Consider the following 15,146-nt stretch of genomic DNA (forward strand, 5'->3'; position numbering starts at 1 on the left):
TAAATTACAGAGCCATGTCACGTGCAGCGTTTTCTTTCGGTGCTTTAGCCTTGTCAGCTTCGGCAGCCGGCGCTGGAGCAGCAGCCTGACCAATCACCGGAGGGGTTGGCAGTTGCAGGACCTTGGCGGTGTAAGCCCACTCTTCAGCCACTTTGGCTGGATCGTTGTTCAGCTGAGTACCGTAGCTTGGAACGATCTGGTGCAGCTTGGTTTGCCACTCAGGCGAAGCGACTTTGTCTTTGAAGACTTTCTGCAGCACGGTCAGCATGATCGGTGCAGCAGTCGACGCGCCTGGCGATGCGCCGAGCAGGCCGGCAATCGAACCGTCTTTCGAAGCAACGATCTCGGTGCCCAGTTTCAGCACGCCGCCAGCAGCTTCATCACGCTTGATGATTTGCACGCGTTGGCCGGCTTGCCACAGGCGCCAGTCTTCGGCTTTGGCGTTCGGGAAGTATTCCTTCAGCGCGTTCAGACGGTCTTCATCCGACAGCATCAGTTGACCGGCAAGGTACTCGACCAGCGGGTATTCCTTGATGCCGACCTTGGTCATAGGCCAGATGTTGTGGGTGGTGGTGCTGGTCAGCAGGTCCAGGTACGAACCTTCCTTGAGGAACTTGGTGCTGAAGGTCGCGAATGGGCCAAACAGAATTACGCGCTTGCCGTCCAGGACACGGGTGTCCAGGTGCGGAACGGACATCGGCGGTGCGCCAACCGAAGCTTTACCGTAGGCCTTGGCCAAGTGCTGCTCAGCGATGGTAGGGTTTTCGGTCACGAGGAACGAACCACCGACCGGGAAGCCAGCGTATTCCTTGGCTTCTTCAATGCCGGACTTCTGCAGCAGGTGCAGTGCACCGCCGCCCGCGCCGATGAACACGAACTTGGCGTCGGTTTCGGTTTTGCTGCCGTCTTTCAGGTTTTTGTAGCTGACGCGCCAGGTGCCATCTGCATTCTTGGTGATGTCTTGCACTTCGCTAGACAGCTTCAAGCTGAAGTTCGGCTTGGTTTGCAGGTAACCGGCGAACTGGCGGGTGATTTCGCCGAAGTTCATGTCGGTGCCCAGCGGACTCCAGGTGGCCGCAATTTTCTGGTTCGGGTCACGCCCTTCCATCATCAGCGGAACCCACTTCTTGATGACAGCCGGGTCTTCGGAGTACTGCATGCCGGCGAACAGCGGGCTCGCTTGCAGCGCTTCGTAGCGTTTTTTCAGGAACTTGATGTTGTCATCGCCCCACACGAAGCTCATGTGCGGAGTGGTGTTGATGAACGAGCGAGGGTTATTCAGAACGCCCTGCTGAACCTGCCACGACCAGAACTGACGGGAAATCTGGAACGCTTCGTTGATCTCGACGGCTTTCGGGATCGACACTTTGCCGTTCTCGTCTTCCGGGGTGTAGTTCAACTCGGCCAGTGCGGAGTGGCCGGTACCGGCGTTGTTCCAGCCGTTGGAGCTTTCCAGGGCGACGCCGTCAAGGCGCTCGACCATTTCCATCGACCAGCTTGGCTCCAGCTCATTGATCCACACACCCAGGGTGGTGCTCATGATGCCGCCGCCGATCAGCAGTACATCAACTTTCTTTGCCTCGTCCGCGTGCACGGACGACAGCCCCATCGACAGAGCCAGCCCTAGCAAGGCTGTGTTCACTTTCTTAAACATCTGTAGCACCTATGATAAAACGCCTTCCGCCCGCCTCTGTTATCTGTATGCGGTCCGCTTTATGACGCTCAGGCTGGCGTCGCAGATTGCGGCACACTTCAATTTTGACGGGTGGGCACACGAGGCCGACATCCTGCATCGACCTCAGTTATATGTCCCTTCTGAACTGACTTCTTATCATTATTGGCTTCAGCTACTTGAGCGACAGGGGTTCCGCAGGCCCGTCCAAAGACGCACCAAACCGAATAAGGTCAAACCAAGTGGCGCGAAGAATATCACGACATGGCAAACCCGCGCGTCTGTTCGCGACCGGAGAGTTTCAGATTGGTTCCTGAGGGGCTTTCTCCAACAAGAAAAAACCTGCTACGTTGTACGACGACTGACAAATTCAGTCGCTCCGATATCATTACAACAACAAGGGATAACCATGAACAAAAGCAAATTGCTGCTCGGCTTCTTCTGCGTGTTCAGCGGCTATGTCGTCGCCGCCCCTGTTCCGGCAGAAAAGGATGTCGCCCAAGCGGTCGATCACCTCACGCAAGCGATGCTGCACAAGGACATCGCCGAACTGAATGCACTGACCGCTGAAAACCTTACCTACGGCCATTCCAGCGGCAAGATTCAGGGCAAGAAAGAATTCATTGCCGACATCGAAACCGGCAAGAGTGCGTTCAAGACCCTGGAGATGCAGAAACAGACCATCACCCTCTCTGGAGATACCGCACTGGTACGCCATCACTTCTCGGCGCAGGCGTTGAAAGGCACCGAGGTTGTGCCGACCGAGATCGAGAACTTTCAGATCTGGCAGAAGCAGGATGGGAAATGGTTGTTGGTGGGGCGTCAGGCGTTCAAGTTCTAAACAATTTTGGGCCTCTTGCGTGAGATACGGCTGGGTTTTTCTTGTGGCCCGAGCTCGATAGTGTTTTGACTGGCCTCTTCGCGGGCAAGCCCGCTCCCACAGGGTACAAGGCGTACTCCGGATTTGTGTTCCGTGCGTTCACTGTGGGAGCGGGCTTGCCCGCGAAGGCGTCCACTCAGACACTGCAAATTTAAAGTCGAAACCGATCCACCGACTGCGCCAGTCGCCCCGCCAGGCTCGACAACTCATCCGTGGTGTTGGCCGTCTGACCAATCACCTTGCTATTACCCTCCGACATGCCGGCAATCATTTCCACTTGGTGCGCAATTTCATTACTGGCCTGGCTCTGTTCGCCAATGGTGCGGGTGATGTCGTTGACCAGTTGCGTCGTGCTCAGTGTTGCTTCAAGAATTTCACGGATCGCGCGTTCGACGTCCGCAGTGACGGCCATGCCTTTATCGACCTGGGCCACGCCCGCCTCCATGCTGCTCACCGCTTCACGGGTGCTGTTCTGGATGCGCGCGACCATCGCCGCGATTTCTTGGGTTGACGCACTGGTGCGCGCGGCAAGGCTGCGCACTTCATCGGCGACCACAGCGAAACCGCGCCCCTGCTCGCCTGCACGGGCCGCTTCGATGGCGGCGTTGAGTGCCAGCAGATTGGTTTGATCGGCGATACTTTTGATCACTTGAATGATGTTGAAGATGTTTTCGGACTCCTGATCCAGCGTGCGAATCACCTGCGCCGACTGCTGCGCCGAGCGCGCGATGTCGTCCATGTCGCTGACCACTTGATGGATCACCTGGCCGCCATTCTTCGCCAGTGATTCGGCCTGATTGGCCATGCCCAGCGCGCGTTCGGCGTGGCGGGTAATTTCCTCGATGCTGACGGTCATCTGGGTCGCGGCAGCGGCCATGGTGCCGGCGGCGACGCTTTGTTGCTGGCTGCTGTCGGCGACCTGATGGCAGCCATGGCTGAGTTGCTCGCTCATGCCGCTCACGCCATGGGCGTTGCGGCGTACCACGTCGATCATCTCGCGCAAATCGTGCTGCATGGTTGCCAGCGTGCGGATCAGCGCACTGGCCTCGTCCTTGCCGGACGGCTCGATGATCGGTTCGCTGAGGTTGCCGTGGGCGATGCTTTCGGCAATCCGGCTGGCGGTTTTCAGCGGCCCCATGATGCTCAGGATCACCCAGCGTCCTTGGGCCAAAAGCAGCAACAGACTGGCGATCAGTACCGCGCCGAGGGCAATGTTGGCGTTACGGATCGCCGCTTCGGTGCCTTGGCTGGTTTGCTGGGTGTTGGTTTCAATCAGCTCGCTGAGGGCGGCCATCTGTTCTTCGAGCTGGCTGAATGCGCTGTTGAACGTACCGAGTTGCTGTTGCGCGGCATCCGGGTTGTCCAGTGCGAGGCCGACGATTCGCTCGCCGGCGCTGATGTAGGTATCGAGACTGGGCTTGATTTGATCCAGCGCAGACTTGATCGTCGGGTTCACCGGCAACTTGAGATTCTCCCCAACCACCTCACGAAAATGCGCAGCATGTTCGCCAATCGAGGCGCGCACCTCATCTGCGCTGCTCGTGCTTTTACCAAGGCCCACCAGCAATGCCGAATACACGTCGGCGCGCAGGGCATCGTGCATCATGTCGGCTTCGAGGTGATTGCGCAGCGCGCTCATGCTTACCGCGCTATCGCTGACCGCGCCCGACATCCGCACATTCCCCACGAAGCTGACCAGGCTGACAATCAGCGCCGTCAGCAGGCTGGTTGCAATCAGCAACATCAAACGCAATTTGATCGACACGTGGCTTTTCTCCGGGTCACGCGGTACGGCGCGCTTCAGAGCTTCAGTTAAGCCTATTTCCACGTGCCTGCCGCGCCAGAGCGTCTCAACGTGTGTCGTCATACTCGGCAATAACTTCAGGACTGTGCGCCGCGTCGCACTTTTCCCCGTCTATCGCTAGCGCAAAGCAACGGAACTCCGGGCCGGTGCGCGCCTCTCACATTATGTGGGAATTCCTTTTCGCTTCACGTTGCTGGAGGAACACCGTCATGCGTCATTTAGTGCTCGTTTCATCCTTGGTATTGTGCTTGCCCTTTGGTTCGGCTCTGGCCCGCGTCGATGCGAAAGATGTCGCGACCTCAGCGGGTGTTTCTGCGTCGCTGTATTCGACCTTCAAGGATCACAAAATGGTGATTCCGGCGCGTGACGATTTGTCCGCATTCGTTGCCAGCGGCGGCGCTATTCGCGGCGTGTATCTGGAATCGGTGCTGCAACAGGTGCGTCAGGAAAATCCCGGCATCGACGCCAGCGATGAAGACTTGGCCAACGCGATTCTGGTGAACTACGAAGGAATGTCGCAATAACCTGCAACGTCGAGTGCGGTGATCACCCGACTCCGATGGATGGCAGTTGAGCGACCATGGGCAAAATCGTCGGAGGGCCTCTATGATGGAGGCCATGACGATTCCTGTTCAGTTGCGCTCACCCTGCCCGCCCGGCGCCTGCATTTGCGGGCGCGATCCATTGCTCGAAACACCCGGGGCGGATTTGCGTATCCTGTTGCTGACGCGACAGGAAGAGAAGCTTCTGCTTGATCGCCTGGAAAACCTGAAAGATCTCGCCGATCTCAAACATATGCAACGCAAGATTTTCGACCAGTTGGGACTTCGCGTCGACATTGCGCCGGGCTTCAACGAAGTGCGCACCATGCGCGGCATCGCCATTCAAATTGATGATTTGCCCGGCCTGTGTCGCAAGACTCGCCAGTCAATTCCCGCTGCAATTCGCCGTGGTCTGGACAAGAATCCGCAAATCGCCTTCGATCTCCTCAACGCCCACGACTTGCTGCGCGACGCCTGATCATTTTTTCATGCCGACCCGTTTGCGCATCTCTGCGGTGATGCTTTGACGGGTCTTCTTCAAGTCCGCCCACGGCTCATCGCCGACTTCCGTCAGCCGCTCATGGACATTGTGGATATTCCACTGATTGCCACCCTTGATCTCCCCGACTTCCTCTCGAAAGATCGGCACCGACACCGGTAAACCATCACGGGTACGCGCCGCGTACGTACAAATTGTGGTCGCGCCCAAGCCGTTGCGCAGGTAATCGATGAAGATCCGACCCACGCGATTTTTCGGCCCGGACACCGCAGAAAAGCGCTCCGGCAACAACTTGGCCATATGCGTAACAATCGCGTGACTGAAATCCTTGACCTCATCCCAGCCGAGCTTGCGCGTCAGCGGCACCACCAGATGAATACCCTTGCCGCCGCTGGTCTTGAGGAATGCCTTCAAACCGAGTTCATCGAGCACGGTCAGCGTCAGCGCCGTTGCTTCGACCATGCTTTTCCACGGCAGAGCCGGATCCGGGTCGAGATCGAGGACGAAGCGATCGGGCTTGTCCAGATCCACAGTGGTGGCGTTCCAGGTGTGCAGCTCGACGGTGCTCATCTGCACCGCGCCGATCAGCGCTTCGGCGTTATTGACCAGCATGATCGGCTGGCCGGTGAGCTCTTTATCCAGCGTCTTGATGCCGGGGATTGCCAGGTTTTCGGCATTTTTCTGAAAGAACAATTCGCCGCCAATGCCATCCGGCGCCCGCACCAGCGCGACCGGGCGATCCTTGAGCTGCGGCAGAATCCACTCGGCAACGCTGGCGTAATACTCGGCCAGTTGCATCTTGGTCGTGCCGCTGCTGGCGTCAATCACCCGATCCGGATGAGTGATGCGCACCTTGCCGCTGGCCAGACCCAGCTGCGACGGCGCAGTGTCGGCAGGCTTTTTCTCAACGGGTTTCCCGGCAGTTTTCGACGTTGATTTTTTCACGGGTTTCACACGCTCCTCGGTGATGACCTTGGCCGGTTTGTCATCGCGCAAACCATGAAACACCGCATGGCGCACCGAGCCGTCCTTGGTCATCTCGGCAAACGCCACTTCCGCCAGCAGACTCGGCTTGAGCCAATGCACGCCCTTGGCCTCGAAGCCGCTGGGCGGATTGACCACCGCCGCTTGCTTCACCTGCAACGGCTTGAGCTGCGCGAGGATGCTTTTCAATGTCGACTCATTGAAGCCCGTGCCGACCTTGCCGGCATACCGCAACTCACCGCTGTCGCGGTCGTGCAGCCCCAACAACAACGCGCCGAACGCACTGCGCGCTCCTTTCGGGTCGGTGTAGCCGACCACCACGAATTCCTGGCGATGTTTGCACTTGAGCTTGATCCAGTCACCGCTGCGCCGCGACACGTAAGGCGAGCCGAGGCGTTTGCCGATCAGGCCTTCCATCTGCATTTGGCAAGCGCTATTGAGCAACGCCTCGGGGGTTTCATCGAAGGCTTCGGAAAAGCGCAGCAACGGATCTTCGTGGGCTTTCAGAACGGTCGACAGCGCGGCTCGACGCTCCTCTACAGGCACTTCGCGCAGATCAACGCCGTTCAGATAGGGCAGATCGAACAGGTAATAAATGATGTTGGCGCTGCTGCCCACTTCGAAGGCATTTTGCAGTGCCTGAAAGTCCGGTACGCCTTGCTCGTCAGCAACAATCATTTCACCGTCGAGCCACGCCGATTCCAGCCCCAGCGCAGCGAGCGCCTCGGCCTGCTTCGGTAACTTGTGCGTCCAGTCATGGCCGTTGCGCGTGAACAGCTGAACTTGGTCATGATCGATGCGCGCCATGATCCGGTAGCCGTCGAACTTGATTTCATAACTCCAGTCGCCCTCAGGCGCGCTGTCCACCAAGGTGGCCAGTTCTGGCTTCAACTGCGCAGGAATTTTCGCCTTGTGCGCGCCAGTGAGTTTGCCCGAAGCAACCTTCTTCGCCTTGACCGGCTTAGCTTTCAGTGGCTTGACCTGTTTGGCGCTGAGTTTGGGTTTGTCCACCAGCGTACGTTCGCTGAGCACGCTGTCCGGCTCGGCTACCAGCACATCGTAATCACTTTGCGGGCGCGCGGCGCTGTCCTGATGCTTGATCAGAAACCACTGCTGTTTCTTGCCCGGCATGTGCGTGCGCACCAGATTCCACAGGCCGGCGAGTTTCTCGCCCTGTAGCTCGAACTTGAGCTTGCCCTTGGCGTAGGCCGCCTCTGGATCCTCTTGCGGGATCCACACGCCGCGATCCCAGACGATTACATCGCCGGCGCCGTAATGTCCCTCGGGAATACTGCCCTCGAACGTCGCGTAATCCAGCGGATGGTCCTCGACGTGTACCGCGAGGCGCTTCACTTTCGGATCGAGTGACGGGCCTTTGGGTACAGCCCAACTTTTCAGCGAGCCATCAAGTTCCAGGCGAAAGTCGTAATGCAGGTGCGAAGCGTCGTGCTTTTGGATGCAGAACTGCAAGGCATGTTCGCCAGCGGTTTTCTTGCCCCGGCGCTTGACTGCCGCCGGTTCGGAAGTCGCCGAGAAATCGCGCATGCGGTTGTAGTCGTCGAGATTCCTGCTCATGGCGCACCTGCCTTGTTTCAGCCAATTCGGGTCACGGTCAGCGCGACCACGGCAATCCGGTCGACCCGTTGATATCCGGGGTTGAGCAGTTCCTCGCCGAATACGTCGGGATCGAGTTCGCGATAGGTCCAGCCGAAACGCTTTTCATCCAGTCGCGGCAGCACCGTGTCGATAAACGGATCGCGGCCATCGACCATCGCCACCCCGGTGTACAGCAGCAATGAGCCGCCGGGCGCCAGGTGGTTGAGCGCCTGCTCGACGATACGCAGCGACAGCCCGGCGCCGAGTGTGCCGCCGCCATGGCGATAGGCGCGTCCGGCGGGGTCGGCCATGTAGGGCGGATTGGCAACAATCAGATCGAATTCGCCGTCGACGCCGCGCAGTACATCGCTGGTCTGCACTTCGACATTGGCCACTTCGGCCAGCGCTGCGTTGATGGTGGTCAGGCGTAGCGCAGCCGGGTTGATGTCCACGGCGAAGACTTCTGCCTCGCGACGGGCGCGGGCGATCAGGATCGCGCCAACCCCGGCGCCACAGCCGATATCGACCGCGCGCGTGACTGGCGCGTAACTCTGCTGCAAATGGGCATGAATCAGTTGCGCAAAACGATAGGTGTCGGGGCCGAAAAACACAGAGTCGGCCGCATCGGTCGGAAATCCTGAATGCACGAACAACAGATCATCCAGGCTCGACCAACGGACGCGGCTCTTGAGGCGGCCATCGTAGGTATCGATGATTTGGGCTTCGTGCAATTGGCGTTGTTCGTCGGCTGACAGCAGCCCCGGTTCGAATGGGCGCGACCAGCCAAACACGTCGCGCAGGGTTTCGGCAGGCTCGCCTTCGTCGCGCTGATTGACGCGCTCATGGGTCAGCGGGGTCGGGGTGATGAACCGATAGCCATCGGCCTGCAAGCGCCGGCCCAGTTGCAGCAGCGCGAGGTCGTTGGCGGACAATTGGTCTTCCTGGATCATTGACGATTTCCTTAACGCAGACTGGATTTGAGTTCGATAAAACGCCGCGTGGCGAGCAGGCCGGCCGGGTGCGCATGGCGGGCCGGAGCGAGCCACGGGATCAGCGCCGCGATCTGTGCGTGACCGTCCAGGCCTTGCAGTGCTTCGTTTAGCTGCTGCACATCGGGATCCTGCTCCGGCACCTCCAGCGGCGGTGCGACCTGGCTATGGCGGCGGGCGGCACTGGGCGTTTGCGCAGGCGACCAACTCCCGGCGATCCAATCGTGCAGCAGGCGTTTCTCGTAGGGGCTGAACACGCCGAACATCGCCGCGCCGTCGCCTTCAATCAACTGCCAGAAACGGCTGGCTTGCGGATCTTCATTGCGCTTGATCCAGCCTTTGTCTTGCATGGCTTGCAGGAAACCCGGCAATTGCTCCGGTGTGGCCAGCCATTGATTGACGGTCTGGCCTTCGAAGCGGCAGTAATCCGAATGCATGTGCTGGCCGAACGGGCGTTTACGTTCGAGCATCGCCAGCACTTCGCTTCCCAGATCAAAACCCTGGATGATCGCGCCACTGCCCTGCCCCAGATCGTTGAGGCGATAACCGAGGGAAACCCGGCGCAGGAAATCTTCGCGATCAGCCTCCAGCGGCAGCAGATCCAGCACTGCCTGCACGGCTTTTTGCGCGTGGCCGGTGCTGGCGTTGTCGATAGTCACGTGCAGGGTGAAGTAGTAGGGATCGATGCCCAGTTCGCTCAGCTCATAGCTACTGATGAGCAAATGCAATGGCAGTTGTTCATAGCCAAGGTTGTAGCCGATCGCCTCGGGCAAAAACTCATCGCCACACACACCCAGCGCGAGTTGCAGTGCACCTTGCAGATAGCGCTCGTCGGCAATTGCGCTGCTGTCCTGCAAACCGTGTTCGGCGAGGAGTTTGCGGTAGATCACCACGTGGTTCTGCGCAGGATTGCCGTCGCCAAGTTCTTCCAGATAAGTGCACAGCAAGCCGTCGAAACGCGGATCGCGCCAATGCTGCAACAGGCCGTACAGCCAGGCGCCGTCTACCAGTTTGGTCGGCGCCACCGCTTGCAGGAAATACAGCGCGTGCGCCTTGGTGCTGAAAAACTGCCGTGGCCCGCCGGCCTTGCGTTGTTGCAGGTAATCGGAATATTGCCGGGCGACATCAGCAGAGTGGGCAGCCACCCAGTCGTGCCACGACGATGGATCCCGTGGGAGTTCATCCGGCAGATTTGCCGCGCTTTGCAGGTGTTCGTGCAGAAACGATCTGGCCAGCGCCGACGGATTTTCATCGTGCAACAGCGTCTGATAAACCCGCCGCACGCTACCATCGGCATTGATGAATTGAGGATGAGCCGGCGTCGATTGCAGGCGAGTCAGGACAGTCATGGCAAGATTCTCGGTCGGTTGGCAGGACGTTGATTCAACACGCCTCTACAACACCAGAGCGATCTGGCCCGCGAAAAATTCAATCGAGGTGAAAATTGCCCGGACGGACGGAGCACCGGACCACATAAGCATTCGCCCAAGGCCCGGTGCGTATTGGAAGAATCAAACGTCAGGCGGTGCCCTTGGCCTGCTGTTCCAGATGCACTTGCAACTCGGGATCGATTTGCAACGCTGCCGCCAGTTCGTCCAAATAATTGCGTTCGGCGTCTTGTTGGTCGTCCACCAGCATGACGCTGGCTAGGTACATTTCAGCGGCTACCGCCGGGTCATTGTGCGCAGCATGCGCGACTTCGGCGGGGTCGAGGGGTTTGGCGACTTCGGCGTCGAGCCATTGCTGCAGTTGCGGATCGTCGGTGTGGCGCCCGATTTCGCTGCTGATCAGGTGTTTTTCCGAGTCGTCGATCCTGCCATCAGCCTTGGCCGCTGCAATCAACGCGCGCAGCACGGCGTGGCTGTGTTCTTCAACTTGCGGGCCGGCGAGCAGATCGGCCGTTTGCGGCACTTGCTGCGGTGCGGCGCTGGCCTGGCTGCGCTGCCAGGCTTGATACGCCTGATAAGCCATCATCCCAAGCGACGCCAGTGCCGCGTAATTGGTGCCGCCGGAACGACGCTGCGTGCCACCACCCAAAGCGCCACCCAAGCCACCAGCGCCGCCGCCCAGTAATCCGCCGAGCAAACCACCCAGGCCGCCCAAGCCGCCCAAGCCGCTACCGGCAGAAGAACCACCGCCGGCAGCGCTACCGCCGCCCAACAATCCGCCGAGCAAACCGCCAAGGCCGCCACCGGCCGGAGCGGCACCACTTTGTTGACCACCGGAGGCCTGGCCTCGCAGCAGTTGTTCGAGTAAATCGCTGGTGTTCATGACGGCGTCCTCAGGCTAAGGCGTGACTGCGTCTGGCAACGATAGACGCCTGCTGCGGTTGCGCCAGCACCGTTTGGCTGACGCGGCAGGCGGGGCGCAATTTGTGCAGCGTAAACCATTCGCGGCAGGCTAAGATTCATGGAGGGTGAACCTATGCCGGCGCGACCGGTCGATAGCTGCATCCCCCGACCCGGTGCGCCGGCGCCCTTGCTGCCTGAAGGTGCAACCGGCTTGTATGAATTTCTGGAGAACGCCCCCGTGATATCGACCGTCCACATCGCCAGGCTCAAGGCCTGGGGCGCCCATGGTTTTACCGCGACCGGCGTGGTCACCGCGTTTCTGGCCACCCTCGCCCTGCTGGAGAACCAGCCGACCCATTGCCTGATGTGGCTGGGCGTGGCGCTGATCGTCGATGGCCTCGACGGCGCACTCGCGCGCAAAGTTAACGTGCAATCTGTGCTGCCAAGTTTCGACGGCTCGATCCTCGACCTGGTGATCGATTACCTGACGTACGTGTTCATCCCGGCACTGTTCATCTACCGCTACATTCCGCTGCCCGACTACACCCTGCTACTGAGCGTGTCGCTGATTCTGGTGTCGTCGCTGTTCTGCTTCTGCAACGTCAACATGAAGAGCAAAGACAACTACTTTGTCGGCTTCCCTGCGGCGTGGAACGTGGTAGCGCTGTGTCTGTACATCATCGCGCCGGGGCCGTGGATCACTTTCCTGACCGTTATTGGCCTGGCACTGCTGACCGTGACGCGTATGAAATTCCTGCACCCGTTTCGCGTGCGGCGCTTCATGCCCATCAATATTGCAGTGACGGCGATCTGGCTGCTGTGCAGTTTGTCGCTGGTGCTCAATCATCCAGTGATCAATCCGCTGGTCATGGGCTTGTGGTTACTGGCGTCGGCTTACTTTCTGGGGATCTGTATCTGGCGCACGGCGCTGGAGTGGTTTGATGGCGCCTCTCTGAAATAGTCGATTCTGCGGGAGCGAGCCTGCTCGCTCCCGCGATGATTCACCGCTTGGTAATCACCACTTCCAGATACTCACTCGGCACCACCATTGAATCCGGCCCCGCGCGGTTCATACGCTCGATCAACTCCGTCAAATCCCCTTCCAGCGCCAAGCCACTCTCAGGCGGCAATGCCGCGAACGCCTTGTGCACCGGCCCGTACCAGTGGCGAAAAATATCGATGAAGTGCGCCGCCGAGCGATAGCGGAAGTTGAAGTGTCGGCGGCTGATCTGCAGCAGGAAATGGCGCTCATCAAACTGCGAGTGCAGCCAGGCTTCCGCGCCCCAGTTCGACGGCGGTTGCGCACCGGCAGGTGGCGGCAGGTGCCGGCCGAGGGTCTTGAACATCTGGCCGACGAAGCCTTCGGGCGTCCAGTTGGCCAGACCGATGCGCCCGCCCTTGCGGCAAACCCGCGCCAGCTCGGCAGCAGCCACGACCTGATCCGGCGCAAACATCACGCCGAAGGTCGAAAGCACGGCATCGAAACTGCCGTCGGCAAACGGCAATGCTTCGGCGTCGGCGACCTGGAAGGTCACGTCCAGATGCTCGGCCCGCGCCCGATCCTGACCGCGCTCCAGCAGCGCCGCGACGTAGTCGGTGGATGTCACCCGACATCCCCGCCGTGCCGCAGCGAGGGTGGCATTGCCATTGCCGGCAGCGACATCCAGCACCTCTTCATCGCAACGCAGGTCGCAGGCTTCGGCGAGGCTTTCGCCGACAATCTGCAAGGTGGTGCCGATGACGGCGTAATCGCCACTGGCCCAAGCGACTTTCTGGCGTTCCTTCAGGGCAGACAGATCAATCGGGGTACTCATGAATGGGTGCTCCAAGGCAGATTGGATCAGGCGGAATCTACTATCGCGCGGGGGTTGCATGGCGTCCCCGTCAATCGTCTGCCAATCCAGCAAAACCGGGGTTTCGCCGATGAATGGGCGGATTCTGTAAAGCACGCGAAACACTGCTGCGGTTGCCAATCCACCCGCTAATCGGCTCTGATGCATTCCCGCCCCCGCCACCGGACTGCAACCATGTCTTTACGCTTCGAATGGCTAGCCGATCACATGCAGCACAGCGACACCTACGCCGCATGGATCCATCAGCAATTTCATTACGAATACGCCCAGCAACCGTTGGCCGAATGGCAGCGAGAATTTGCCGACGGGCAAACCAATGGTGACTGGCGGTGCCTGATTGCGCTTGAGGACGAAAAGCTGTTGGGCGGTGCAGCGTTGGCACGAGCCGATCTTGCCCGGCGTCCAGATCTGGGGCCATGGCTGGCCTGCGTTCTGGTCAGCCCCGAATCCCGTGGTCAGGGCCTGGCGCAAAGGTTGATCGAAGGCATTGCCGAGGAGGCAAAAAAACACGGTCTGCCACGCATTTACCTGCACACGCAGAACAAACAGGACTACTACGCCAAACGCGGCTGGACGGTGTTGGAGCGCTTTCGCGCCTGGGACAACGACCAATGGCTCATGGTGCGCGAACTCTGAGCCATTGTTGTTCGTGGTTTACGCAGCAGGCGCTTTCGCTTCCCGGAGCAACTGCTGAATCATCTGCTCCTGGGCTTCGTAGCGCCCTTCGCCAAAGTGGGTGTAACGCACCTGCCCCTTGGCATCGATCAGGTAGTGCGCCGGCCAGTACTGGTTGTCGAAGTTGCGCCAGATCGCGTAGTTGTTGTCGATCGCCACCGGGTAAGTGATGCCGAGCTGTTTCACCTGATCCTTGACGTTATCGATGATCCGCTCATAACCATATTCCGGGGTATGCACGCCGATCACTACCAGGCCGTCCTTCGCGTATTTCTTCTCCCACTCTTTGACGTACGGCAAGGTGCGCTGGCAGTTGATGCAGTCATAGGTCCAGAAATCCACCAACACCACTTTGCCGCGCAGGGATTCGGCGCTCAGCTCAGGAGAATTAAGCCATTGCACAGCGCCGGCGAGCGACGGCATCGCACTTTTGCTCGCGTTATCCTCGATCGAGTCCGCACGTACTTTGCTGACCAGGTAGTCGACCACCTTCGGCACGTTTTCCAGTACTTTTTTCTCCACGGTGGCCACGCCTTCGGATGAAGTTTTCGCGAGCAGCAGATTGTCGGTTCCGGTAGCAATCACCGCTGCCGTCGCCAGCACTGCAACACCCGCACCCCTGCGCAGCCAGCCGCTGAACGGAATCGACGGCTTAAGCCGATTGACCAGGCCGCGACCGGCGAATATCAACGCTCCCAAGGACAGCGCACTGCCTGCGCCGTAGGCCAGCAGCAACAGGCTGGTCTGGGCATTGGCGCCTTGTAGCATCGCGCCAGTGAGAATCACTCCGAGAATCGGCCCGGCACACGGCGCCCACAGCAACCCGGTGGCGACGCCGATCATGACCGAGCGCAGCGGCCCGGCCTTCTTGCGGGTGTCCGGATCAAGGCGATTGCCAAGCATCACAAACGGCCGCGCCAGCCAGTCGCCGATCCGCGCCGAAATCAGCGACAGCGCGAACACTGTCATGACGATCAACGCAATATTGCGACCGCTGTTGCTGGCCTGAATCACCCACTCGCTGCTGACCACCGCCAGGCTGGAAATCAGTGCAAAGGTCAGCGCCATGCCGCCCAGTGTCAGCAGGATTGAGGTACGACTGCGGTCGGCGCCAGCGAACAGAAACGGTACCACCGGCAGGATGCACGGGCTGAGGACGGTCAACAGGCCGCCGAGGAACGCTATGAGGAACATGGGATTCACCTTGAGGGCTATATTGGGCATTGGGCCGAGGCATTTGGAATCTGCCTCGATAGCGCCTATTCAAAGCTCGCGAGGTATCGCGCATGTGTCGGCAATTGCGCTGAATCAATCGCTGTGTATCCGCACACGCCTGGGATACACAGCCATACAAAAGCAGG

General features: G+C 59.6%; 13 protein-coding genes and 1 pseudogene. 5 read left to right on the forward strand and 9 right to left on the reverse strand.

Features of this window, described 5'->3' with window-relative positions; all coding sequences use genetic code 11:
* Positions 1-4: 4 nt before the first annotated feature.
* Positions 5-1,654, reverse strand: coding sequence for a malate dehydrogenase (quinone) (mqo, locus tag ACOI8A_RS02650; protein WP_420649474.1), 1,650 nt, complete (start codon positions 1,652-1,654; stop codon positions 5-7).
* A 427-nt stretch (positions 1,655-2,081) separates the two neighbouring features.
* On the opposite strand from mqo, the gene ACOI8A_RS02655 reads away from it, so the two are divergent.
* A complete protein-coding gene (locus tag ACOI8A_RS02655) occupies positions 2,082-2,513 on the forward strand; it encodes a nuclear transport factor 2 family protein (protein ID WP_420649475.1) in 432 nt (143 codons plus the stop codon).
* 190 nt (positions 2,514-2,703) lie between these two features.
* Here the strand turns inward: ACOI8A_RS02655 and ACOI8A_RS02660 are convergent, their stop codons facing one another.
* Positions 2,704-3,567: a methyl-accepting chemotaxis protein gene (locus ACOI8A_RS02660; protein ID WP_420649588.1), complete on the reverse strand. Its 864-nt coding sequence runs from the start codon at positions 3,565-3,567 to the stop codon at positions 2,704-2,706.
* Positions 3,559-4,419, reverse strand: a pseudogene (locus tag ACOI8A_RS02665) (MCP four helix bundle domain-containing protein); the annotation flags it as partial. The gene ACOI8A_RS02660 and the pseudogene ACOI8A_RS02665, both read right to left, overlap by 9 nt.
* Before the next feature lie 146 nt (positions 4,420-4,565).
* Here ACOI8A_RS02665 and ACOI8A_RS02670 point away from each other — a divergent pair.
* Together ACOI8A_RS02670 and ACOI8A_RS02675 are read left to right on the forward strand one after the other, a co-directional pair.
* Positions 4,566-4,880, forward strand: coding sequence for a DUF2388 domain-containing protein (locus ACOI8A_RS02670; RefSeq protein WP_420649476.1), 315 nt, complete (start codon positions 4,566-4,568; stop codon positions 4,878-4,880).
* Positions 4,881-4,962: 82 nt separating this feature from the next.
* Positions 4,963-5,376 (forward strand): hypothetical protein, encoded by a 414-nt coding sequence (locus ACOI8A_RS02675; RefSeq protein WP_420649589.1) that lies wholly within the window; start codon positions 4,963-4,965, stop codon positions 5,374-5,376.
* Here ACOI8A_RS02675 and ligD read toward each other — a convergent pair whose 3' ends face one another.
* The 4 genes from ligD to ACOI8A_RS02695 form a co-directional block, all read right to left on the reverse strand.
* Positions 5,377-7,956 (reverse strand): DNA ligase D, encoded by a 2,580-nt coding sequence (ligD, locus tag ACOI8A_RS02680; RefSeq protein WP_420649477.1) that lies wholly within the window; start codon positions 7,954-7,956, stop codon positions 5,377-5,379.
* 17 nt (positions 7,957-7,973) lie between these two features.
* Positions 7,974-8,927, reverse strand: coding sequence for a methyltransferase (locus ACOI8A_RS02685; RefSeq protein WP_420649478.1), 954 nt, complete (start codon positions 8,925-8,927; stop codon positions 7,974-7,976).
* A gap of 11 nt (positions 8,928-8,938) precedes the next feature.
* Entirely contained in the window at positions 8,939-10,315 is a 1,377-nt protein-coding gene (locus ACOI8A_RS02690; RefSeq protein WP_420649479.1) for an iron-containing redox enzyme family protein, read from the reverse strand.
* 169 nt (positions 10,316-10,484) lie between these two features.
* Positions 10,485-11,237: a tellurite resistance TerB family protein gene (locus ACOI8A_RS02695; protein WP_420649480.1), complete on the reverse strand. Its 753-nt coding sequence runs from the start codon at positions 11,235-11,237 to the stop codon at positions 10,485-10,487.
* Positions 11,238-11,495: 258 nt separating this feature from the next.
* Here ACOI8A_RS02695 and pcsA point away from each other — a divergent pair, with 258 nt between their 5' ends.
* Complete coding sequence (gene pcsA / locus ACOI8A_RS02700; protein ID WP_420649590.1) at positions 11,496-12,218, forward strand: phosphatidylcholine synthase; 723 nt, start codon at positions 11,496-11,498, stop codon at positions 12,216-12,218.
* 40 nt (positions 12,219-12,258) lie between these two features.
* Here the strand turns inward: pcsA and ACOI8A_RS02705 are convergent, their stop codons facing one another.
* Complete coding sequence (locus tag ACOI8A_RS02705; RefSeq protein WP_420649481.1) at positions 12,259-13,071, reverse strand: class I SAM-dependent methyltransferase; 813 nt, start codon at positions 13,069-13,071, stop codon at positions 12,259-12,261.
* Positions 13,072-13,284: 213 nt separating this feature from the next.
* Here ACOI8A_RS02705 and ACOI8A_RS02710 point away from each other — a divergent pair, with 213 nt between their 5' ends.
* The gene (locus ACOI8A_RS02710; protein ID WP_420649482.1) at positions 13,285-13,746 is read left to right on the forward strand and encodes a GNAT family N-acetyltransferase; all 462 of its coding nucleotides are present in this window, start codon (positions 13,285-13,287) and stop codon (positions 13,744-13,746) included.
* A gap of 18 nt (positions 13,747-13,764) precedes the next feature.
* Here the strand turns inward: ACOI8A_RS02710 and ACOI8A_RS02715 are convergent, their stop codons facing one another.
* Complete coding sequence (locus ACOI8A_RS02715) at positions 13,765-14,979, reverse strand: cytochrome c biogenesis protein DipZ (RefSeq protein ID WP_420649483.1); 1,215 nt, start codon at positions 14,977-14,979, stop codon at positions 13,765-13,767.
* Positions 14,980-15,146 lie beyond the last annotated feature (167 nt).

Origin of the sequence: Pseudomonas sp. P4795 (assembly GCF_048822895.1) — a bacterium.
Lineage (GTDB): Bacteria > Pseudomonadota > Gammaproteobacteria > Pseudomonadales > Pseudomonadaceae > Aquipseudomonas.